Origin of the sequence: Agrobacterium sp. YIC 4121, assembly GCF_002008205.1 — a bacterium.
Lineage (GTDB): Bacteria > Pseudomonadota > Alphaproteobacteria > Rhizobiales > Rhizobiaceae > Agrobacterium > Agrobacterium leguminum.
Map to the genome: position 1 here is coordinate 1 of NZ_MRDI01000010.1, position 22,756 is coordinate 22,756.

At 60.1% G+C, this 22,756-nt stretch carries 20 protein-coding genes; 16 read left to right on the forward strand and 4 right to left on the reverse strand.

Features of this window, described 5'->3' with window-relative positions:
* Nucleotides 1-117 precede the first annotated feature (117 nt).
* On the reverse strand, nt 118-942 hold the full coding sequence (locus BTE54_RS11095) for a class I SAM-dependent methyltransferase (RefSeq protein WP_078052490.1): 825 nt from the start codon (nt 940-942) through the stop codon (nt 118-120).
* A 113-nt stretch (nt 943-1,055) separates the two neighbouring features.
* On the opposite strand from BTE54_RS11095, the gene BTE54_RS11100 reads away from it, so the two are divergent.
* The 4 genes from BTE54_RS11100 to BTE54_RS11115 all read left to right on the forward strand — a co-directional run bounded on the left by BTE54_RS11100 (nt 1,056) and on the right by BTE54_RS11115 (nt 5,235).
* Nucleotides 1,056-2,189 carry an ABC transporter substrate-binding protein gene (locus tag BTE54_RS11100; protein ID WP_078052491.1) on the forward strand — a complete coding sequence of 378 codons (1,134 nt, stop codon included), beginning with the start codon at nt 1,056-1,058 and terminating at the stop codon, nt 2,187-2,189.
* Between the two features lie 96 nt (nt 2,190-2,285).
* Nucleotides 2,286-3,425 (forward strand): ABC transporter substrate-binding protein, encoded by a 1,140-nt coding sequence (locus tag BTE54_RS11105; RefSeq protein WP_059753331.1) that lies wholly within the window; start codon nt 2,286-2,288, stop codon nt 3,423-3,425.
* Nucleotides 3,422-4,489: an iron ABC transporter permease gene (locus tag BTE54_RS11110; RefSeq protein ID WP_078052492.1), complete on the forward strand. Its 1,068-nt coding sequence runs from the start codon at nt 3,422-3,424 to the stop codon at nt 4,487-4,489. The genes BTE54_RS11105 and BTE54_RS11110 overlap by 4 nt, the downstream gene beginning before the upstream one ends.
* A complete protein-coding gene (locus BTE54_RS11115) occupies nt 4,483-5,235 on the forward strand; it encodes an ABC transporter ATP-binding protein (RefSeq protein WP_003524635.1) in 753 nt (250 codons plus the stop codon). The genes BTE54_RS11110 and BTE54_RS11115 overlap by 7 nt, the downstream gene beginning before the upstream one ends.
* Nucleotides 5,236-5,310: 75 nt before the next feature.
* Here the strand turns inward: BTE54_RS11115 and BTE54_RS11120 are convergent, their stop codons facing one another.
* Nucleotides 5,311-5,625, reverse strand: a complete 315-nt coding sequence (locus BTE54_RS11120) for a hypothetical protein (protein WP_078052493.1) — start codon at nt 5,623-5,625, stop codon at nt 5,311-5,313.
* Nucleotides 5,626-5,908: 283 nt separating this feature from the next.
* Between BTE54_RS11120 and BTE54_RS11125 the strand changes: the two genes are divergently transcribed.
* From BTE54_RS11125 to BTE54_RS11150, 6 genes are all read left to right on the forward strand, one after another.
* Nucleotides 5,909-6,409, forward strand: coding sequence for an RNA polymerase sigma factor (locus tag BTE54_RS11125; RefSeq protein WP_003524633.1), 501 nt, complete (start codon nt 5,909-5,911; stop codon nt 6,407-6,409).
* 111 nt (nt 6,410-6,520) lie between these two features.
* A complete protein-coding gene (locus BTE54_RS11130; protein ID WP_065657210.1) occupies nt 6,521-7,516 on the forward strand; it encodes a FecR family protein in 996 nt (331 codons plus the stop codon).
* A gap of 149 nt (nt 7,517-7,665) precedes the next feature.
* The gene (locus BTE54_RS11135) at nt 7,666-10,434 is read left to right on the forward strand and encodes a TonB-dependent receptor (protein ID WP_078052494.1); all 2,769 of its coding nucleotides are present in this window, start codon (nt 7,666-7,668) and stop codon (nt 10,432-10,434) included.
* 104 nt (nt 10,435-10,538) lie between these two features.
* The gene (locus BTE54_RS11140) at nt 10,539-11,294 is read left to right on the forward strand and encodes a hypothetical protein (RefSeq protein WP_078052495.1); all 756 of its coding nucleotides are present in this window, start codon (nt 10,539-10,541) and stop codon (nt 11,292-11,294) included.
* Between the two features lie 14 nt (nt 11,295-11,308).
* Nucleotides 11,309-13,156 (forward strand): type I secretion system permease/ATPase, encoded by a 1,848-nt coding sequence (locus BTE54_RS11145; protein ID WP_078052496.1) that lies wholly within the window; start codon nt 11,309-11,311, stop codon nt 13,154-13,156.
* Nucleotides 13,143-14,456 (forward strand): HlyD family type I secretion periplasmic adaptor subunit, encoded by a 1,314-nt coding sequence (locus tag BTE54_RS11150; protein ID WP_078052497.1) that lies wholly within the window; start codon nt 13,143-13,145, stop codon nt 14,454-14,456. The genes BTE54_RS11145 and BTE54_RS11150 overlap by 14 nt, the downstream gene beginning before the upstream one ends.
* A gap of 24 nt (nt 14,457-14,480) precedes the next feature.
* On the opposite strand, the gene BTE54_RS11155 is transcribed toward BTE54_RS11150, so the two are convergent.
* Together BTE54_RS11155 and BTE54_RS11160 are read right to left on the reverse strand one after the other, a co-directional pair.
* Complete coding sequence (locus BTE54_RS11155; protein ID WP_198939127.1) at nt 14,481-15,401, reverse strand: SMP-30/gluconolactonase/LRE family protein; 921 nt, start codon at nt 15,399-15,401, stop codon at nt 14,481-14,483.
* Nucleotides 15,402-15,434: 33 nt separating this feature from the next.
* Complete coding sequence (locus tag BTE54_RS11160; RefSeq protein ID WP_035240481.1) at nt 15,435-16,148, reverse strand: GntR family transcriptional regulator; 714 nt, start codon at nt 16,146-16,148, stop codon at nt 15,435-15,437.
* A 103-nt stretch (nt 16,149-16,251) separates the two neighbouring features.
* Here BTE54_RS11160 and BTE54_RS11165 point away from each other — a divergent pair, with 103 nt between their 5' ends.
* Genes BTE54_RS11165 through BTE54_RS11190 form a run of 6 tightly spaced genes read left to right on the forward strand, consistent with a single transcriptional unit; the run spans nt 16,252 to nt 22,737 of the window.
* Complete coding sequence (locus BTE54_RS11165) at nt 16,252-17,304, forward strand: Gfo/Idh/MocA family oxidoreductase (protein WP_078052498.1); 1,053 nt, start codon at nt 16,252-16,254, stop codon at nt 17,302-17,304.
* Nucleotides 17,297-18,313, forward strand: coding sequence for a Gfo/Idh/MocA family oxidoreductase (locus BTE54_RS11170; protein ID WP_065657216.1), 1,017 nt, complete (start codon nt 17,297-17,299; stop codon nt 18,311-18,313). The genes BTE54_RS11165 and BTE54_RS11170 overlap by 8 nt, the downstream gene beginning before the upstream one ends.
* A complete protein-coding gene (locus BTE54_RS11175) occupies nt 18,310-19,383 on the forward strand; it encodes a Gfo/Idh/MocA family oxidoreductase (RefSeq protein WP_078052499.1) in 1,074 nt (357 codons plus the stop codon). Before BTE54_RS11170 ends, BTE54_RS11175 begins: the two co-directional genes overlap by 4 nt.
* Before the next feature lie 21 nt (nt 19,384-19,404).
* Nucleotides 19,405-20,676 (forward strand): ABC transporter substrate-binding protein, encoded by a 1,272-nt coding sequence (locus tag BTE54_RS11180; protein WP_065657218.1) that lies wholly within the window; start codon nt 19,405-19,407, stop codon nt 20,674-20,676.
* 56 nt (nt 20,677-20,732) lie between these two features.
* Nucleotides 20,733-21,701: a sugar ABC transporter permease gene (locus tag BTE54_RS11185; protein ID WP_078052500.1), complete on the forward strand. Its 969-nt coding sequence runs from the start codon at nt 20,733-20,735 to the stop codon at nt 21,699-21,701.
* Complete coding sequence (locus BTE54_RS11190) at nt 21,694-22,737, forward strand: carbohydrate ABC transporter permease (protein ID WP_143240710.1); 1,044 nt, start codon at nt 21,694-21,696, stop codon at nt 22,735-22,737. The genes BTE54_RS11185 and BTE54_RS11190 overlap by 8 nt, the downstream gene beginning before the upstream one ends.
* Nucleotides 22,738-22,756 lie beyond the last annotated feature (19 nt).

Below are 22,756 nucleotides of genomic sequence, written 5' to 3' on the forward strand. Positions count from 1 at the left end.
ACCCACAAACCAAAACCAGATGGCCTTCCAATGGCCGCAAATTTAAACCGGACAGTAGTGGGACAAGCCCGAGGATGACGTAGTATATGCGGATAGTGAAGGCGGCTATGGTTTCCCTCACGCCTTTCCGGAAACATCCGGCTTCACCGCGCACACAGCATAACGATGCTGCAGCCCGCGCAGAATGCCTTTCAGCAGGCTGAAATTTTTCGCCTGGGCGCGGTGAATGGCCTGAAGCTCCTGATCGATTGCGACAGGTTCGAAGCCGGTCGCACGCAACAGCGCCGCGACATCGCCGGCCCTTGCGCCCTTCGAAAAATAAACGCGGGAAAGAATGCTGTTGAAGGTGTTTTCCGGGTCCGCCGGCTTGTGCGGCTGGTCCGGTTTGACGAGGCCGATGCTTTCGAGACCGGCCGCCAGTTTCTTCACCAGTTTTTCGCGCCAGCCGGTATTTACGAAATCGCCGTCGACAATCAGAAGCCGTCCGCCCGGTTTCAGAACGCGGAACCATTCGGCAAAGCTTGCCTGCGGGTCCACCAGCGTCCAGACCAGATGACGGGTGATGATGACATCGGCGCTTTCATCCGGCTCCATCGTGTTTTCGGCATCACCGACGAAAAAGCGGATGCTGCGGCCACGGCTTTTCGCTTTTTCACGGGCAAGCGCCAGCATGGTTTCCGACCAGTCCATGCCGATGACCTGAAAACCGAGATCGTCCATCAGGTGCGAAATGACGCCGGTGCCGCTGGCAAGATCGAGCGCCCTGCGGCCTTCTCCGCGGCCGAGATGTTTCAGGATAAGCGCGTGCCAGGCCTCGCGCTCGTCTTCGGAAAAAATTTCATGTCCGGGGGAAAGGTCGAAAGTCGCGGCGCGGCCGGACCAGTAGGATTTGATTTCGTCTCTTAGACTGTCGTTTTTGCCATATTTGATTGTGTCGATCATCGGTCTTCAACTCATGTACCGCTCAGTTAAGAATGGCTCTAAAACATAAATGTTGACTAGTACAGTCAGAAAATAATACAGCCGCGCCAGTCAACACTGGAGAGCAATATCCGATGCGCATCTCAGCCAAATCTGCGGCACTTGCCCTTGGCCTTCTCGTATCCGCCGCATGGCCTGCATTCGCCGAAAAGGTCACCGTCAAGGATGTGACGGGCCGCGATGTCGAGGTGAATGTGCCGGTATCGCACGTCATCCTCGGTGAAGGCCGCCAGATTTATTTCCTGGCTGCACTCGACAAGGAAAACCCTTTCCAGCACGTGGTTGGTTGGCGCGACGATCTGGCGAAAGCCGACCCGGAAACCTATGCTGCCTATCTCGCCAAGTATCCGGAGATCGCCAAGCTGCCGACTTTCGGCGGCATGAAGGACGGCACTTTCGACATAGAACAGGCTGTTGCCCTGAAGCCTGACGTGATCCTGATGAATATCGACGCCAAGACGGCGACCGAAGAAGCGGGCTATATCGAAAAGCTCGCAAAGGTCGGCATTCCGCTGGTTTACGTCGATTTCCGTGAAAAGCCGATGGAAAATACCGAGCCGAGCATGCGCCTCATGGGCCAGCTTACGGGCAAGGAGAAGATCGCCGAGGACTTCATCAAGTTCCGCGCCGACTCCATCGCCAAGGTCACCGATACGCTCGAAAAGGCCAATCCGAAGAAGCCTGTGGTGTTCATGGAGCGCGCCGGCGGTTATTCCGACGATTGCTGCATGTCCTTCGGCAACGAGAACTTCGGCAAGATGGTGGAGCTTGCCGGCGGCATCAACATGGCCAAGGACATCATTCCCGGCACTTTCGGCACCGTCAATCCGGAACAGATCATTGCCTCCAACCCGGAGCAGATCATCATCACCGGCGGCAACTGGAACGGTTATGTTCCGGGCGGCAACTGGGTCGGCGTCGGTTATGGCGCGGATTTGAAGGAAGCCCATCGCAAGCTTGAAAACCTGACCAAGCGCCCGGCTTTCACCGGCGTGCAGGCGGTGAAGGACGGTAATGTCCACGCCATCTGGCATCAGTTCTACAACAATCCCTATCAGTTCGTGGCCGTTCAGGAAATCGCCAAGTGGCTGCATCCGGACCTCTTCAAGGACCTCGACCCCGAGGCGACCTTCAAGGAACTGCATGCCCGCTTCCTGCCGCTCGACTACAAGCCCGGCTACTTCGTTTCGCTGAAGGACGCCAGGTAATAAAGGGACGGTGAAGGGGAGCGCCGTCCGACCGATGGATAAAGCCGCAGCCATGCGGCTTTATCGCTTTGTTTTGGAACTCAATGAGGACTGCTCATGCGGCTCAACGCTCTCAGGCATCTTGCGGTGCTGGCTTTCTCCCTTCTCGCCGTGCCGGTTCTGGCGGCTGAGATTACCGATGTCACTGGACGTAAAGTCGAGCTGGATTTGCCGGCCAGACGCGTCATCGTCGGTGAGGCGCGCCAGGTGCATGTCATTGCCGCGCTCAAGGGCGACAAGACCTTCGACACCATCGTCGGCTGGCGTGACGATCTTCTCAAGAAGGACCCCGACAGCTACACCGCCTATGTCGAGCGTTTTCCGCAGATCGAGAAACTGCCGCGCTTCGGTTATGTGCCGCAGGGCGATTTCAGCCTGGAAACGGCCATCACCCTCTCGCCCGATGTGATCACCCTCAATCTGGAAGCGGAGAAATCCGCCAAGGAGAGCGGTTTCGAAGAAAAGGCCGCCGCCGCCGGCATCAAGATCATCTATCTCGATTTCCGCATCGATCCTGAAAAGAACAGCGAAGCCTCGGTCGAAATTCTCGGCAAACTCTTCGGCGCCGAAGAGCGGGCGAAGGAATTCATCGCCTATCGCCGTGCCGAAATCGCCCGCGTGACCGACCGGCTCGCCAGCGTCAAGGACTTGAAGCGACCGAACGTCTTCATCGAACGCGCGCCCGGCATTTCCGGCGAAAACAATTGCTGCCGCACTTTCGGACCCGTCAATTTCGGCGCGATGGTCGATCTTGCCGGCGGCCACAACATCGCCGACGGCATCATCAAGACGACCTTCGGCGATCTCAATCCCGAACAGCTCGTCGTTGCCGATCCTGACCACGTCATCGTCACCGGCTCCAACTGGGCCGCCGAATCCGACATCAACCAGTTCGTTCCTGTCGGACGCGGGGCGGATATGGCTCTCTCCCGTGAGCGGCTGGCCAATCTGATGAAGCGCACGCCGTTTCCGGAACTGAAGGCCGTGAAGCAAGGCAATGTCCATGCCGTCTGGCACCAGTTCTATGGCGCGCCCTACGAATTCTTCCCGATCCAGCAATTCGCCAAGTGGTTCCATCCCGATCTCTTCGCCGATCTCGATCCGGAAAAGAATTTTGAGGAGTTTCACCGCAAATTCCTCCCCGTCACCTACAAGCCGGGCTATTTCGCCTCGCTCGAAAAAGGTTTGAACCAATGAGTTCGGTGAATGAAAGCGCGGTTGGCATCAGTGGGCGCGATCAATATCGCGCCCTTGCCGCGCGCAGGATAATCATCCTCTTCGGGCTTTTTATCGCGCTGTGTTTCAGCATGGCCGCCGACATGGCGCTCGGTCCGGCGCGCTACACGCTCTCCGAGGTTCTGGCGACGATTGCCGATCCGGCCGCCGTGGGAAACCAGCTTCGGGTGGTGATCTGGGATATTCGCATGCCGATCGCGCTGATGGCGGTGACCGTCGGAGCGTCGCTTTCGGTTGCGGGGGCGCAGATGCAGACCATCCTGTCGAACCCGCTCGCCAGCCCCTTCACGCTCGGCATTTCGGCGGCGGCAAGCTTCGGTGCGGCGCTGGCGCTGGTTGGCGGCGTGGCGATCTTTCCGGGCGCCGTGCATTACATGGTGCCGATCAACGCCTTCATCATGGCCATGGTCGCGGCTCTCTTCATCCATTTCGCCTCGACGCTTCGCGGGGTGACGGTCGAAACCATCGTGTTGCTTGGCATCGCGCTGGTGTTCACCTTCAATGCGGCGCTGTCGCTGCTCGAATATCTGGCCTCCGAACAGGCGCTTGCCGCCGTGGTTTTCTGGACCATGGGCAGCCTGACGAAGGCGACCTGGGACAAGGTCTATATCACCGCCGCCATCCTCCTCGTCACCGTGCCGTTGTTCATGCGCAATGCCTGGGCGCTGACGGCACTCAGGCTCGGCGATGACAAGGCGGCCAGCATGGGCATCAATGTCCGGCGGCTGCGGTTGACGACCATGCTGACGGTCAGCCTGCTGGCGGCCATTCCGGTTTCCTTTGTCGGCACAATCGGTTTCGTCGGGCTGGTCGGTCCGCACATCGCCCGCATGGTGGTGGGTGAGGACCAGCGTTTCTTCCTGCCCGGCTCGGTGATCTGCGGCGCGCTGCTTCTGTCGGCAACCTCGGTCATCAGCAAGATTCTCATTCCAGGCGCTATTCTGCCTATCGGCGTCATCACGGCGCTCGTCGGTGTTCCGTTCTTCTTCGCGCTTATTTTCGGCAACAGGAGGCGCGCATGGTAGCGCTCGCACTGAAAGATGTCGGCGCCGCCTATGGGCGCATCACGGTTCTCTCCAAGGTCGGCATCGATACGCTGGAAAGCGGCAGTGTGACGGCCGTGATCGGCCCGAATGCCGCCGGCAAGTCCACGCTTTTCAAACGTATCGCCAGCCTGATTTCCGGTCCCGGACTGGTCGAGCTCTCCGATACGGCTCGCGGCAACCGCGCCATCTGCTACATGCCGCAGGATACCGGCGCCAATGCCGTTCTGACCGTCTATGAATCCGTGCTTCTTTCCGCCAAGCAGGGCGGCGGCTGGCGGGTCCATGACGATGAGCTGTTCGAGATCGACGCCATTCTCAAGGCGCTGAAAATCCATGACCTTGCTTTCCGCGGGCTTGGCGAATTGTCGGGCGGTCAGCGGCAGCTTGTTTCGCTGGCGCAGGCACTCGCGCGAAAGCCGGAAGTGCTGCTGATGGACGAGCCGACGTCTGCGCTCGATCTTCACCGGCAGATCGAGGTTCTGGGCTTCGTTACCGATCTGGCGCAGAAGACCGGCATGATCGTGCTGATCGCTCTCCATGACCTCAACCACGCGCTTCGTTATTGCGCAAATACGATGGTTATCGCGCGCGGTGAAATGGTGGTGAGCGGCAGCACGGAGGCGGTTATAACCCCGGAGATGCTGCGCGATATCTATCGCATCGATGCCCGTATCGAGCCCTGCTCGCAGGGCAGACCCATGGTCATTGTCGACGGGGCCATCTGAGTGTCCATCCAAGAACGGTGCTGGTTCTAAGGATTGGCGTCATTGCGGTGATCAGCTTTTGAACGGCTCAATCGTTTAGGGATGTTCCGTGGGCCTAAAAATCCGCCCGTCGAATTCAACTAATACGACGCCATGGAAGGGAAGCCCGGCCACTACCAACCTGGAGGTTAGGCCGTTGTCACAAACTGCCAATTTTCTCTGATCGTCAAATTTGCAGGACGCTTCGGCGTGACCGGGAGCACGGTACTTAAACTTTTCACCCTTGAATGAAATTGTCGCGCCATCGTCCGAAAACACCGGTGGGATTCTCGCGCAGCCAGAGAGCAGCCCCGTGACCAACACAGTCAACACGCTAAGGAACTTGGGGATTTTGAGAGCATCATAGGTCATTGATTTGATTTCCCGCCATAGGGCTTCTCATGTCATATTCGTCCTCGTTTTCTCGAAGAGACTCTGACACGTCAATACCCGGCGGCGTCCGGTGTCGGGTCCGCAGGTCCGTCACGCACAGGCTGTTGCATGAGCCGCAGCCTGCACAAATTCTTGATAATAATAATCATGAAATATCTGTTCGATCCACGGTTTGGATGCTAGAGCTTTGAGCGGCAGAGCTGTGCGGCCATTCGGGGGGCGGCAGGTCTCGTCGATCCTTGAAATTTCTCTCGGTTGAGACATGGGCATACGGGAAGATGACAAGCGTTATAACGCTTACGTCGCGCATAGGGTCGACCTGATCAAATACGCCACCCTCATTCTGGGGTCGCGGGCGGATGCGGAGGACGTGGTTCAGGAAGCATTCCTGAAATTCGTTCCGGAGGCCTCCGGCAATCCTTCCAATCTCAAATCCTATCTCTTCCGCATCGTTCGCAATCTTGCGCTCGACAATCGCCGGCGCAGCCGCCAGGACCTTCGGGAACGGCCGGACGATACGCCGTTCTGGGGTGTGCCGCAGGACAATGGTACGCCGGAAGAGCATGCCCTTTTCTGCGACGAAGTTCGCCAGATGCGGACTATTTTGGCCGGCCTGCCGGTTCAGGCGCGGGTGGCATTGGAAATGCACAGATTCGGTGGTTACAATATGGAAGAGATTGCGCGTCACCTTGGCGTGTCCGTGGCCAGCGCACATCGTCTGATCAAGGGCAGCATTGCCGCGATTACCAAAGAAATGAAGTAAAATAGTCCCGATTGTCCCGCCTTGTGAAAAAAATCTCTTCCTCAAACGTCTTTATAGCAATGCAGAAGACGACGCTTCTCCTCCGCCCCGCAAAGGAACTGGCCCGGTTCAATGACCATTGATCCAGAGAAAAAAATTGAATTGCCGGCCGGTAAGGCGGAGGAGGCGGCCGACTGGCTGCTGCGCTTGCAGTCTGGCTCGGCGGAGCCGCGGCTGAAGGCGGAATTCGAGCAATGGCTGGCGGCAGCGCCGGCAAACCGTCTCGCCTGGGAACGAACATGCAAGACGTGGCGCAATCTCGGCCTGGTGGAGCCAGAATTCAAGAACCTCTGGGAAGATGCACCGCATCTGCCCGGCAAGGCCGCGACAAAGCCGCAGCGGCGGCGCTGGTCCGTGCGACATTATGCCGGCGCGGCTGTGGCGGCGGCGTCCCTCTGTCTTGCGGTACTGTTCGTTCCGGCATTTTTCGTTCGTCTGGAGGCGGACTATCAGACCACCACTGCCGAAAGCCGCACGATCATCCTCGAGGACGGCAGCAAAGTACAGCTTGCCGCCGCGAGCGCGCTGTCAACGGATTTCACGAATGGCCGCCGCAATGTGACGGTGCTGAAGGGGGAAGCCTTTTTCGACGTCGTGCCGGATAAAACGCGTCCCTTCGTCGTGGAGGCAAAAAACGTGACCGTTCAGGTGCTGGGCACGGCTTTCGACGTCGACCTGACGGATGGCGTAACCCAGGTGGCGCTGGCGCACGGTTCCGTGGAGGCGTCTTTCCGCAATGCGCCGCCAACGCGGCTGGTGCCGGGCGAGATGCTGATTGTCGACGCTTCGGGCGCAATCCGCAAAGAGACTGTTTCCGTCGAGGATATTGGCGGCTGGCGCAACGGCGAACTCTATGTGGTCGATGCGACGATAGGCTCGGTCGTGGAGCAGATCCAGCGCTACCATCCGGCATGGCTGACCATGGCCGACAAGCGGCTTGCCGAGCAGAGGGTGACGGGCTTTTACGATCTGCGCGACCCGGATCGCGCGCTGGAGGCCCTGGTCGAACCCTACAAGGGCAAGGTGCATGCGATTGGCGGCAGCGCGCGCATCATCACCCGCTTCTGAAACAGTCCGCAACAAAAAATCATATTTATTTTCAGAAGCTTATAAAATTTCTTCTGAAAGCCTGAAAAAAATCGACGAGGCAATCGTCTTTTTGTTGAGTAATCCGGTCAAGATATATCCGGAGCGAAAGACAGGAAGACAAAAGCAATATGCGCCTCCAGACATGCAAGACCGGTTCAGGGGAAAAAGCAGCAAAGCAGGCTCGCAGGGCCATGCTGCTGGCGACAACGGCGGTCGCCGTTTCATTCGCGACGCCCCTTCTGGCCCAGACCGGAGCAGATACCGCCAATTCCCAGCGTCCAGGCGGCGAGCAGGGGGCGACGCGGCCGTTCAATATTCCCGCCCAGTCGCTGTCATCGGTCGTGGGTGCTTTCGGGCGGCAATCCGGCCTTCAGGTCACGCTTGCCACGCCCGCGGCGGGCAATGTGCGCACCAATGCCGTCACCGGCAGTTTCACGGTGCGGGAGGCGCTGTCGCGGTTGCTGGCGGGAACGGGCGTCAATTTCCGTATCGCCGGCAATGGCAGAACCGTCGTCATCGGCACGGGGCAATCGACCGTCGATCTTTCCGCGGCGGAGGGTACGACGGTTCTGGAAACCATTACCCTGACCGGCAAGACCGGGCGCAACTCCATTGCCGGTTCCGGTTATCAGGGGACGCCCGACTGGGTTTATGAGACGCCCGCCAGTGTCAGCGTGGTCGGCCGTGAGGCGATCCAGTCGGCAGGCGTGCGCAACACGCGCGATGTTTTCAATCGGGTTTCCGGTGTTTATGCCGGCGAGGGCAATGGCAGCTTCCCGACCGTTTCGCCCAATGTGCGCGGTTTGCAGGAAAGCGGCCGCGTGGTCGTCTCCATCGACGGGGCGCGGCAGAATGCGCAGCGTGGTGCGGCATTTGGCGGCGCCACCAGCTACACCGCAAGCGCCGGGCAGGGTTATGTGGATGTCGCTTTCATCCGTGCCGTCGAGATCGAGAAAATAACCAATGCGCGCTCAGGCAATGCCGGCTCTCTGGGCGGCAAGGTCGAGTTCCGAACCGTCAGCGCCGACGATCTCATCGCCGAGGGTGAAAACAAGGGCGGGGAAGCGAATGTTTCCCGCGGCACCAATGGTTATGATTTTCAGGGCTCGGTTCTCGGCGCCGTTCGCTCGCCGGATGGTCCTCTCTCCTTCGTCGCCGGCTACAGCCGCACGATCATGGATGAATACAAGGTCGGCACAAAAGGCGAGGCCCGCAGCACCGCGCTCACAATGAAGGATTTGCTCGGCCGCGACGGTTGGTCGACCTTTTTTAAGGGCGAAGGCGATTTCGGCGACGTCAAGGCCTCGCTTTCCTGGATGCATCAGGAGAATGACTTCGTTCAGGGCGCATCTGAGGTGATCGACCGGGAAAGCGTGCGAAACGACAGCGTCGTCGCGAAGCTGGACTGGGATCCGGAGAGCGAACTCATCGACTTCAAGTCGTCGCTGTGGCTGAACGATAATATGACGCATGAACTGCGGGCGGCGCGCAAATATGCGGTGGAAACGAACCTCGATATGGGTCTGCGCAGCTTCGGCGGCAGCATGGAAAATACCAGCCGCTTTGACACGGTGGCGGGTGCGCTCAGTCTGAACTATGGGGCCGAAGCTTTCCGGGACATTGCCACATCCGTCGCGACGAGCGCCAAAATCGCGGAAAATCCCTCTTTCGCCAGCAGCTACACGTCATTCAGCCCTGCCGGGCGGCGCGATGTCGCCAGCCTGTTCCTGAATGGTGAGCTTGAGCCGGCCGATTGGATCACGCTGAGTGGCGGCGTGCGTTACGACTGGTCGCGTCTCAAGGGATCGGCGACCTATTATAGCGTTCGCGATTACATGGTGACCACGACCGTACCCTGCGATGCGATCCGCAATCACTATACGGCTCTCGATTATTTCAATCAGGTCTTTGCCCCCGCTAACCCCAGCTGGGCGGCGCGTTATGCCCTCTATCTTGCGCGCGTCTGGCCCACAACCTCGGCCAACTGCATGCCGGGCACCGGTACAACCACCAATACGCCGGTCACCGAGTACCCTGAGCACAATGTCGATATCGATCGCACCTATAGCGCCTGGCTGCCCTCCGCCACCATCGAGCTGAAACCCGTCGACTGGTTCCGCCCCTATGTGAGCTATTCCCAGAGCTTGCGTCCGCCGACAATTCTCGAAGCATTTTTCGCTGGAGCGCGTCCGGGCGACAGCGCTGGATACGAATACGCTCCGAACCAGGCCCTGCGTGCCGAAAAGGCGACGACCTACGAAGTCGGCGCGAATATGAGCTTCGACGGCGTGCTGCTGGACGACGACTCCATTCGCATCAAAATGGCTGCCTTTCGCCGCGAGGTGAAGGACTATATCGCGCTCGGTTATCTCGTTACGGATCAGGTTCTCGACCGCACCTATACCAGCTTCGTCAATCTGGACGGCACGACCTATATGCGCGGGCTTGAATTCGAGGGCAATTACGATGCCCGCAGTTTCTGGATCGGCGGCTCGGCAACCTTTCTGAAAACAGAATGGCCTGAAAAGACACAGGTTTTTTCCAACGGCACGACCACCACAACGGGCGAAATCGTTGCCTGGCCGGGCGACGTCGCGCCCAAGGTGAAGCTGACGCTCGATGGCGGCATGCGTTTCTTCGATGAAAAATTCTCGCTGGGCGCAAGGCTCAACCACGTTACGCCGACACAGTCGCGCACGCTAGATACGGAAGGCAATCTGCGTGAGGTGACCGATCCCTACACGACGGTGGATCTCTACGGTTCCTATGCCTTCAACGACAAGGCCACGCTTCGCTTTGCCGTCAACAACCTGACGGACCGCAAATACATCCCGGCAGCAAGCGCTTACACAGCGCCGGGCCGCACCTTTATCGCGACGATGAACGTGAAGTTCTGAACCGTGGAAGAAATTCTCCGGGCTGGGTTGCAGCCCGTCCCGGAGATGAAACGCCTTCGCCACAGGACGAAGGTATCGATATTGGCCAGCAAAGGAGTACACCTATGGCTACCACAATTCAACTGACGCAGTCTTCCTCCGATCTGATCGGCTACCTCAACGGTTGGACGAGCGGTTTCGGTTCGACCTATGGTGCGTTCTACGACGCTCAGACCAGCTCTCTCGCCACCACCACCATCGATCCGAACACGACCTATGAGGCGTGGGGCGATGGCAGCACCGGCGGCAAGGGCATCGTCATGAGCGGCGCTCTGCAGTACTCCCAGGGCAACCTGACGGGTTCGGTCGACAGCATCGTTCTGGGCACTGGCTACAGCCAGTCCACCAGCGGCATCGCCGTCAGCCAGCAGGAACTGCTGATCGATCCCGACAGCGCCTACTCGCTTGCCGGTGCCCGCGATCTTCTCGATCTTGCCGTTTATCAGCTCGCCCGCTTCGGTTCGCTTGCCGGTTTTTATGATTACTTCGCGGCCACTGGCACGGTCATCGAGGATACGGCTGCCTCCAACACCCTGACCGGCTTTGCCGGCGCAGACACCTTCGTATTCTCCGGCGGCAACGACGTTGTGGCGACTGGCCCGACCGGCACCTACGGCTACCAGGATGGCACGGATACGCTTGACGTTTCCGCCTGGGGGGCAACTTCGGTGGACGATTTGTTGTGGTATAACGATAATGGAAATGCCGTTATCCTTTCTGCCACAGACACGTCCGTCTCCGTCACACTGAATGGCGTCGATGCAAATGTGCTCGACGCATCGGACTTCATTTTCGCCAGCGCATCGGCGCTTGCCGCGTAAAGGAAAATCAGGCTGTGGGCTTTCAAAACCACCAGCAGACGCCGCCGCAGTCCCTCACTGCGGCGGTTGTTTCGCCCCTTAAAAGCACATTTCTCGGCGTTGCGCTCGTCAGCGGCGTGGTCAATATACTCGCGCTCACGTCGCCGCTCTTCATGCTGCAGGTTTATGACCGGGTCCTGGCAAGCGGCAGCCTGCCGACGCTGGTCGGGCTCGCCATTCTCGCGCTTGGCCTTTACGGCTTCCAGTGCCTGCTCGATATCATCCGCGCCCGCGTTCTGATCCGCATCGGTGAAGATTTCGACATGCGTTATTCCGGCAGGGTGCATGATGCGGTGGTGCGTCTGCCGCTCGTCAACCGCATGCCGGGCGACGGTCTGCAGCCGCTGCGCGATCTCGATAATGTGCGCGGTTTTCTCTCAGGCACGGGGCCGACCGCCTTTTTCGATCTGCCGTGGATGCCGCTTTATCTCGGCATATGTTTTCTGTTTCATTTCTGGATCGGCGTGACGGCGCTTGCCGGCGCTATATTGCTTGTCTCCCTTACGATCCTCACCAACATCTTCTCGCAGAAGCCGATCCGCGACACCATGGTCGAGAATATGGCCCGCAACCGGCAGTTGGAGGCCTCGCGCCGCAATGCCGAAGTCGTGCAGGCCATGGGGCTTGGCGGCCGGCTCGGAAAACGCTGGCAAAATTCCAACGAGGCCTATCTCGCCGCCAATCGCAAGGCGGGCGATGTGGCAGGCGGTCTCGGCAATATCGCGAAGTCTTTACGGGTCGTGCTGCAATCGGCCATTCTGGCGGTCGGCGCGTGGCTCGTCATCAATCAGGAGGCCTCCGGCGGCGTGATGATCGCCAGTTCGATCATGATGGGCCGGGCGCTCGCGCCCGTCGATCTCGCCATTTCCAACTGGAAGTCCTTCGTGGCCGCCCGGCAGAGCTGGGCGCGGCTGAGGGAGCTTTTTGCGCAGATGCCGGCCAATGCCGCCGCCATGGCCCTGCCGAAGCCTGAAAAGGAACTGCGGGTCGAAAACGTCACCATCGTTCCGCCGGGAGAAAGAAAACCGACCGTCACCGGCCTTGGCTTCATCGTAACCGCTGGAAACGCGCTCGGTGTCATCGGTCCCTCCGGTTCGGGTAAATCCACGCTCGCGCGCATTCTCACCGGCGCGTGGATGCCGGCGGCCGGCAAGGTACGGCTGGACGGTGCAAGTTTCGAGCAGTGGGACCGTGAGGCGCTGGGCCGCCATATCGGCTATCTGCCGCAGGGCGTGGAGCTGTTCGATGGCACGATCGGTGAAAATATCTCCCGTTTCGAGGATAATCCCGATCCTGACGCCATCATCGCGGCGGCCAGGGCTGCGGGCGCGCATGAACTGATCCTGCGTTTCGAAAAGGGTTATGACAGCGATATCGGCGAGGCGGGTTCGGCGCTTTCCGCCGGACAGCGCCAGCGCATCGGCCTTGCCCGCGCGCTATATGGCGATCCCTTCATCGTCGTGCTGGACGAACCCAACGCCAATCTCGATGCGGAAGGCGAAGCCGCCGTGGTCAAGGCGATTTCCTCGGTCAAGGCGCGGGGCGGTATTGCCGTCGTCGTCGCCCACCGGCCGAGCGCCATCGGTGCTGTCGATTTCATTCTGATGATGGAAGAGGGGCGGATGAAGGCCTTTGGCCCGCGCGACGAGGTTCTGTCGAAGGTACTGCGTGTTCCGCAGGCGCAGGCGGCCAAGGAATTTACCGCATCCGCCCAGACAATCTCACCGCTGCGCGTCGTCGCCAATACCCAGCCCCAGGCGTTGGTGCTGGAAGACGTCCGTGAAGAGAACAGCCAGGAAGGAGATGCGGATGTCAAACATTGATCAGCGCAGCCATGTGTCCCGCTCCATCCGCAAACATCTTTTTGCCGGCCTTGCTGCGGGTGTAGCGCTGCTGGCCGGCGTCGGCGGATGGGCTGCGACGACCAATCTCGCCGGCGCGGTTGTCGCCTCCGGCCATCTGGTTGTGGATTCCTACAGCAAGAAGGTGCAGCACCCGAGCGGCGGTGTCGTCGGCGAAATTCTGGTGAATGAGGGCGACAGGGTAAAGGCCGGCGATGTGGTCATGCGCCTTGATGCGACCCAGACCCGCGCCAATCTCGCCATCGTGACCAAGCGTCTGGATGAGCTGAATGCGCGCATGGCAAGGCTGGAGGCCGAGCGCGACGATCTGCCGGAACTCGTTTTTCCGCGGGCGCTGATGACGCGAAAAGACGATGCCGATGTCGCTTCCGCCATGCGCAGCGAGACCAAGCTGTTCGAATTCCGCAAATCCTATCGCGAAGGGCGCAAAGCACAGCTTTCCGAACGCATCACTCAGTTCGAACATGAGATTGAGGGGCTGAAGGCGCAGGAAGTCGCCTATGATAACGGCCTTGCCGTGCTGGAGGCTGAAATCACCTCGCAGAAATCGCTGCGCGAACAGGGTATCGTTTCGGTGCAGAGGCTGAACAGCCTGCAGACGCAGGCCGCGACATTCGGCGGCGAGCGCGGCGAAAAAATCGCCTATCAGGCGCAGACGGCAGGGCGCATCACCGAAACCAGGCTGCAAATCCTGCAGATCGATCAGGAATTGCGCACCGAGGTCGGGCGGGAACTGCGGGAAATACAGGCGCAGATGGGCGAATTCGTCGAGCGCAAGGTTGCCGCCGAAGACGAGCTGAAGCGCATCGATATCGTCGCGCCGCAATCCGGCGTGGTGCATGAAATGGCCGTGCACACGGTGGGCGGCGTGGTGACGCCGGCGGATCCGATCATGTTCATCGTGCCTGACGGAGACGAGCTGGCGCTGGAGGTGCAGATCGTGCCGAAGGATATCGATCAGCTTCAGGTGGGGCAAAAGGCCATGCTGCGCATGACCGCTTTCAACCAGCGTGTCACGCCGGAACTGGAAGGCCATGTCAGCCGCATCGCGGCGGATATCACCACCGATCAGCGCAGCGGTCTCTCCTATTATCTGGCGCGGATTTCCGTGCCGGTTTCCGAGCGGCAGAAGCTGAACAATGCGCCGCTGGTGCCGGGCATGCCGGCCGAGGCGTTCATTCAGACCAGCGAAAGGACGGCGCTGTCCTATATCGCCAAGCCGCTGACCGACCAGATCAGCCGCGCCTTCCGGGAAGAGTAGGAATCCTGGTCCGGTTTCCGGGCTTTATCCGCCTTCGCCAAAACGAAAGGCGGCAAAGCCTTTCGTTTTTGTCGGGATCGCCCAGACGCCGCCCGAAAATGGTGCTTTCGCCAGCCTGTCTTCGGACATGTTGTGGCGGTGTGACGTCAGGAAAAGGAGGCTGAAATCAGGTCCTCCGAAGCACGGCATGGTGGGGTGCGGGACGGGCGCTGCGAGCACCTCCGCATGCCTGCCGTCGGCCGTGAAAACGTTCAACAGGCCAGCGGAAACGCCCGCGCTGTAATAGGTGCCGCTGCTGTCGAGACAGCCGCCATCGGGTCTTCCCGTCTCTTCCGTCATCCAGGCCACCAGCACGCCCTCATCAAATGTGCCGTTTCTGCTGTCGAATTTTCGCCGGCGTATCCATTTCTGGACGGAATCGCTCTGCCACATGATGGAGCCGTCTGGGGAAAAGGCGAGGTCGTTCGGGCATGTCAGGCCGGTCTGCATGCGCTCGGCGCTTTTTTCGGTGATCCGCCAAAGTTCACCATGGGGCTCCATGTCCGCGAGTGGCACATTGTGCATGGTTCCCACCCAGAAGGCGCCGTCGGGGCCGATTCGTCCGTCGTTGAGCCGGCAGGGAATGCCGTCCGGTGACGGCAGGGAATGGAGAAGGCGTGTTTTGCCGCTCTCCGGATCGAGGATGACAATATCCATACCGCAGGCGACGATGAGGTCGCCGTTCCGACAGAGACCGAGACTCGAGACCGTATGGGGAAACGCCCATTCGCGATAAAGGCCGGGCTCGAGCGCTGCGGACCGCACCGCCTTGCCGAGTATATCGCACCAGAAAAGCGCCTGTCGCCGCTCATCCCAAACGGGGGATTCAGCAAGCGTGCTCATCGTGTCGCACAGAAGTTTCGCCTGCGACATGGCGAGCGCTTTTTCAGGATTTGCCGTATTCATGATGCTCGAACCGTTGAAGATGATGGTGCGGAATTATTCGAAATAGTCCTGGTGGTTCTCGAAAACCTGCGAAAGAATGCCGAGGACGCGTCTCAGGTGTTTGCGCAAACCATCGGTCGCACGGGCTTCGTCCCCGGCCTTGATCGCATCGTAAACCGCCTCATGTTCGGAGAGCAGCCGCGCCATATGCGCCTCGTCGGTGATGGCGAGCGCGCGCAGACGGTCCAGCCCCGCCTTTTCGCGGATCAATAGCGTCTCCAGCCTCTCAAGCCCCGTCGCGGCGGCAAGCGCGCTGTGGAACTGGTCGTCATGCACACGGAAAGCCTTTCTGTCCCCGCGGTGCATGGCTGCACGCTGGCCGGTGAGGGCGTGTTCGATCTCCTGCTCGGCCTCCGCCGTTATGCCGATCTGGCATAGCCTGCAAACCGCAGCGACCTCCAGCGCCTCGCGGATGAACTGCGCGCTGCGAATGTGCTTTTCCGATAATCTGGAGACATAGGTGCCGCGGCTTGGCAGGGTGACGATCAGGCCGTCATCCCGCAGGCGGCTCAGCGCTTCGCGCACCGGCGTTCGGCTGGAATTGAACAACTGTCCGATTTCGTTCTCCGAAACCGCCTGGCCGGGAAAAAGCTCCCGGGAAAGGATCGCCGATTTCAGCGCGGAATAGATCTGGTCCACGACCGGACGATTAAGATCCAATCGCTCCATTGTCGGCACGGTCCCACCTGTTACGGGAATTTTTGGCATATACCCTCCAGCACTTTCATAACCGGTATACCGGAACACAAGTCTGTTGACAACCGGCATACCGGTATGCAAATGATCGCGTATTGGGAAGGAGGCTCCCGAAATGCAAAATATCAAGACCTGCGTCATCGTTGGCGCCGGAATGGTGGCGAAGACGCATGTGCTCGCCTGTGCGGCAAGTCCGGAAAAAATTCGCCTGAAGGGCTTAGTCGACGGTGGCTCCGGCCGCGCCAGGGCGCTGGCCGCCGAAGCGTCGAAACATGCCGGATATGAGGTCGTCGTTTATTCCTCGGTCGAGGAAGCAGCGCGCGATGCGGATGTCGATTTCGCCATCATCGCAACGCCGCCGAATGCCCGCATCGATCTCGTCGGACAGCTCGCAAAGGCGGGCAAACACATTCTGATGGAAAAGCCCGTTGCCCGTAACACGAAGGAAGCCGGCGGGCTTGTCGCCCTATGTCGTGAAGCCGGCGTCACGCTCGGCATCATCTTCCAGCACCGCATGCGGGCTGCATCGCAAAAAGCCCGTGAGCTTGTGGATGGCGGGACGCTCGGGGCGCTTGGTCTCTGCGAAATTTCCGTGCCGTGGTGGCGCGCGCAATCCTATTATGATGAACCCGGTCGCGGCACCCTGGCGCGTGACGGCGGCGGTGTTCTGATCTCCCAGGCAATCCACACCATCGATCTGGCGCTGAGCCTTACAGGGCCGGTCTCGCGCGTTCAGGCCATGGCGGCGACGACGCGGTTTCATCGCATGGAAACCGAGGATTATGTCGCGGCCGGCCTGCGCTTCAAGAATGGCGCTGTCGGCTCGCTGGTCGCAAGCACCGCAAGTTTCCCCGGCGCTCCGGAATCGATTGTCCTGCATTTCGACAATGCCAGCCTGCGGCTCGCCTCGGGCCTCCTGCATGTCGACTGGCGCGATGGCCGGCAGGAGACCTTTGGCGGCGCGGCATCCGGCACGGGCGGCGGGGCCGACCCCATGGCTTTCACGCATGAATGGCATCAGGGCGTCTTCGAAGATTTCGCAGACGCCATCTCCTCAGGGCGCGCCCCGGTCGTCACCGGCGAAGCGGCTCTTTTGTCTCACAGATTGATCGACGCGATCATCAACTCGGCCGACACCGGCAAGGAAGTGGAACTGCAGGATGACTAAAGCAATCAAGTTCGTCGCTCTCGGCATAGAGCACCGGCACATTTTCGGCATGGCCCAGAACATGCTGGATGCTGGCGCAGAATTCGCCGGCTGGTGGACCGAAGGCGAGCCAGACGTGGTGGAAGGCTTCGTCAAGCGCTTCCCGGATGTGCCGCGCGCGACCTCGAAGGAAGCTCTGCTGGCCGATGGCAGCATCGATCTCGTGCTGATCGCCGACATTCCCTCCAAGCGCGCCGATCTTGCCATCGCCGCCATGGAAGCCGGCAAGGACGTCATGTCCGACAAGCCGGGCTGCACCACCTTCGAACAGCTCGATCGCCTTCGCCAGACGGTGGCGAAGACCAAGCGCATCTGGACTGTCGATTTCTCCGAGCGTTTTGAAGTTCCGAGCGTGACCAAGGCCGCCGAACTCGTTGCGCAGGGTGCGATCGGCCGTGTGATCCAGACCGTCGGTCTCGGCCCGCACCGTCTGAACCGCCAGATCCGCCCGAAGTGGTTCTTCGAGCGTGAAGCTTACGGCGGCATCATCACCGATATCGCCAGCCACCAGATCGACCAGTTCATGTTCTTCACCGGTTCGACCGAAGTGGAGATCGTGGCTGCCACCGTTGCCAATTATGCCAACCCGCGCGATCCGGGCCTGCAGGATTTCGGCGAAGTGGTGCTGCGCGGCGACAAAGGCCACGGCTATATCCGCGTCGACTGGTACACGCCCGATGCGCTGCCGACCTGGGGCGACGGCCGCCTCACGATCCTCGGCACCGAGGGTTACATCGAACTGCGCAAATATGTCGATGTCGGCAACAAGGAAGGCACCGACCGTCTCATTCTCGTGAATGGGGACCGCTGCGAATATATTGACGCCTCCGGTGCCGGCCTGCCCTATTTCGGCCGGCTGTGCGACGACATCCGCAACCGCACCGAAACGGCGATGACGCAGGAGCATGTGTTCAAGGTATGCGACCTGTCGCTTCAGGCGCAGGCCAAGGCCGAAGGAGCAAAGGCATGATTGGCGTCGCAATCGTTGGTGCTGGCATCGGCGCCCTGCATCTGAAGGGTTATCAGGCGTTGCCGGAGCGCTTCTCCGTCAAGGCGATCTGCGACCTCGATCTCGAGCGCGCCCGCTCCGTGGCGGGTGAGGATACCTCTATCCGTCTGACGACCGATCTCGATGAGATTCTGGCCGATGAGAGCATTCAGCTCATCGACGTCTGCCTGCCGCCGCACCTGCATTTTCCCGTGACGCTGAAGGCACATGCGGCGGGCAAGGATGTGGTCTGCGAAAAGCCGCTCGTCCGCTCGCTTGACGAGGCAAATGCGCTGATCGACTCCGTCAGGAAGACCGGCCGTGGCGTGTTTCCGGTCTTCCAGTACCGTTTCGGACATGCGATGCGGCAGCTTCGTGCGCTCATCGATGCCGGCCTTGCGGGCAAGGCCTTTGTCGCGAGTTCGGAAGTTCACTGGAACCGTGGCGCCAGCTATTACGACATTCCGTGGCGCGGTACGTGGAAGGGCGAGTGCGGTGGCGCGATCCTCGGCCACGCCATCCACGCCCATGATCTTCTCTGCCACGTTCTCGGCCCCGTCGACGAAGTGTTCGCCATGGCCGATACGCGCGTCAACACAATCGAAACCGAAGACTGCGCGGCACTCAGCTTCCGCATGAAAAGCGGTGCGCTGGCGACGAGCTCGGTGACGCTCGGTGCCGCCGAAGATACGTCCCGCCTGCGTTTCTGCTTCGAAGGCTTCACCGCCGAAAGCGGCACGCTGCCCTATCGTCCGGCCGAAGACACATGGCGTTTCATCGCCCGTGCACCGACCACGCAGGACCAGATCGACGCCGTTCTGGCGACGGTCGCCAATGGCGAAAACGGCTTTGCCGGTTTTGTCGAAGCCATTGCTGACGCGATGGAAGGACGCGGCGGCAAGGAAGTGACTGTGAACGATGGCTTGCAGTCCATCGAGCTCGTCACCGCCATTTATCGCTCGGTGCGGGAAGGAAAGCCGGTCCGCCTGTCCGACGCCGCAGAAGGCGAATGGATCAAGGGCTGGGCTCCGCGCGCATCCGCCAACGCATAATCATCTAAGGGAGGAAAAGAGATGATCGGTAAATACAGCATGGCATTGGCGCTCGCCATTGGCGCGGCGTCCTTTGCAGGCGCGGCCCAGGCGGCTGAGGAAGTGCGCTTCACCTGCGCTTATGACGGCAACGGCTGCGAAATTCTGAAAGACATTCTCGCGCGTTACGAAAAGCAGCATCCGGACGTGAAGATCGTCACCGACGTCGTGCCCTACAAGGCGCTGCTGGAGGGCCTGCCCGTGCAGCTCGCCGGCGGCAGCGGCCCGGATTTCGCAACCGTGACCGACCTTGGCGGCCTCAACCGCTATTATCTCGATCTCACGCCCTATGTGGATGCGAAATACTGGGAAGACAATTTCTCCAACGTGCTGAAATGGTACCGCAGCGGCCCTGACGACAAGGGCATCTACGGCATGCATACCCAGCTGACCATCACCGGCGCCTTCATCAACCGCACTTTGTTCGATCAGGCCAATGTGGCCGTACCCGGCAAGGATGCGACGCTGGATGACTGGGCGAAGGCAGCCAATGCCGTCGCCAAGGCAACCGGCACGCCTTACCCGATGGCCATCGACCGTTCCGGCCACCGTATTGCCGGCCCGGCCATTTCCTACGGCGCGAAGATTTTCGATGCTGATGGTAAGCCCATTCTCGTCGATGAAGGCTTCACGACTTTCGTGAAGAAATTCGTGGAGTGGAACAAGGACGGCACCATGGCGCGTGACGTCTGGGCCGGGCAGGGCGGCAATACCTATCGTGACGCCGCGCAGGAATTCATCAACGGGCAGCTGGTCTATTATTACTCGGGCAGCTGGCAGACCGCGCGTTTCGACAGCCAGGTGGGCGATGCCTTTGACTGGGAAGTCGTGCCGCAGCCCTGCGGTGGCGTAGCCTGCACCGGCATGCCTGGTGGTACCGGCATCGTCGGCTTCAAGCAGACCAAAAACCCGAAGATCGTTGCCGATATCCTGAACTTCATGGCTCAGGACGAGAATTATCTCGACTTCACCGTTCGCACCCGCAACGTTCCGGCCCATAAGGCCGTTGCCGACAAGGGCGTGACCTATACCGGTGCGACGCCTGCGACGCAGAAGGCCATGAACGCCTGGCTGGACCAGATCCCCGGCCTCAGCCCGATTGCCTATGCCTACCAGGGCTACAAGAACAATCGCGCCATGTTCAACATCTCCGTCCAGCGCATCACGCAGGCCATCGTCGGTGAAAGCACCGTTGATGAGGCCATGGCCCGCGCGAAGACGGACCTCGAGGAAGCGTTGAAACAGGCGAAGTGATCCATCGCCTTCCGGCGCGGGCATACTGCGCCGCGCCGGATCGAAGGAGGACCCTCATGTATAAATTTCTTGCGCCCGTGATGGGCATCGTCGAACTGCCTTTTTCCTTCCTGCAGAAGGTTCTTGGCCACAGGCGGATTGCATGGGTGTTTCTGACGCCCAACCTGATCCTGTTTGCGGTCTTCGCCTTTCTGCCGATCGTGCTGAACATGGCCTATTCCGTGACAGGTAGCGAACACATATTGCTTTCCGAACGCCCTGCCGTGGGCGGCGAAAATTTCTCGGTCCTTCTTTCCTGTCAGAATTACCTCGACCCCAATTCCTGTCAGCGTGACCTGTTCTGGCGCTCCGTCTGGAACACGGTTTTCTTCGTGGTGCTGCAGGTCGGTTTCATGGTCGGCTTCTCGCTGATCACGGCCATCGTGCTTAACCGCGATATCCGGGCGCGCGGGTTCTTCCGTGCCGTCTTCTTCTTCCCCGTGCTGCTGTCGCCCGTCGTTGTGGCCTTGATCTGGAAGTGGATTCTCCAGCGTTTCGGCGTTCTCAATGCGGCGATTGAGGGGCTGGGCCTCGGTTCGGTCGACTGGTTGCTCGAAGCCAATCTTGCCTTCGGCTGGTCGGTCTTCCTGTCGGTCTGGGCGCATATGGGTTTTTACACGCTCATTCTTCTGGCCGGCCTGCAGGCGATCCCGCGCGATGTCTATGAGGCGGCGCAGCTCGACAAGGCGAGCCCGTGGCGCATCTTCCGGCGCATCACGCTGCCGCTTTTGGCGCCCACCATGCTCGTCGTTCTCGTCCTGTCGCTCATCAAGGGCGTACAGACCTTCGATGAAGTCTTTGCCTTCACGGGTGGCGGCCCGGGTTCGGCGACCACCTTCATCATTCAGTTCATCTATCAGACCGGTTTTGCCGGGACGCCCCGCAATTTTGGCCTTGCGGCTGCCGCTTCGCTGCTGCTCGCCGTGGTGTTGGTGGTGCTGACCGCCCTGCAATTCCGGGCAAACAGGAGCAAGGTCGATGGCTAGGATTGGCGCATTTCTGACCCGTACCCGCGGCCGTAACGGCAAGCTGCACTGGACCGACTGGCTGTCCTATGCCTATCTCGGCGTGGCCGTGCTGATGATGTTCGGTCCCGTCGTTTGGCTGGTGCTCTCGTCGTTCAAGACGGAGGCCGATCTCCAGCGCTTTCCGCCACGTCTTCTGCCCTATAGCCAGGAAACCGTGGTGGTGGATGGGCAGGCAGCGCCGCTGCCGGCCTATGTCGACAAGGATGGCCGCAAGTTCGGCATGGTCCGCCGCATCGGCCTCGTGGCCCAGGTGGTTGACCCGGCCAAGCCAACCGAAGTCCTGAAGATACCGTTCAACGAGCTGAAACCGGCTGAAAAAGTGGCGCTGGCGACGGAAAACTACACCGAGCTTTTCCAGCGCTTCAATTTCCCGCTCTATTTCTGGAACTCGACCTTCATCACGGTGACCTCCACCATCATCATGCTGATCGTCAATTCCATGGCGGCCTTCGCGCTCTCGAAATACCAGTTCAAGGGCAGGGGTGCGGTGCTGGCGCTGGTTGTCGGCACGCTGATGATCCCGCAGACCGTCGTGCTCGTGCCGCTGTTTCTCATCACCAGCCAGCTGGGCATGATCAATAGTCTCTGGGGCGTCATCATTCCCGGTGCAGCGACACCCACGGGCGTCTTCCTGCTGCGGCAATATATGCTGACGATCCCGGATGAAATCCTCGATGCGGCGCGTATGGACAAGGCGAGCGAGTGGAAAATCTACTGGCGCATCATCCTGCCGCTTTCGGCTCCGGCGCTTGCCGTTCTTGCCATCCTTGCGATCATGTGGCGCTGGAACGACTTCCTCTGGCCGCTGATCGTTCTGACCCGCAACGACAACTTCACCCTGCAACTGGCGCTCAACTCCTTCCAGGGGGAGATGACGACGGAATGGAGCAATCTTCTGGCCATGACGGTGCTGACACTCGCCCCGATCGCGCTGGTCTTCATGTTCCTGCAAAAATACATCGCCACCGGCATTGCATCGACGGGCGGCAAATAATCCTCAGGGAGGAAACACG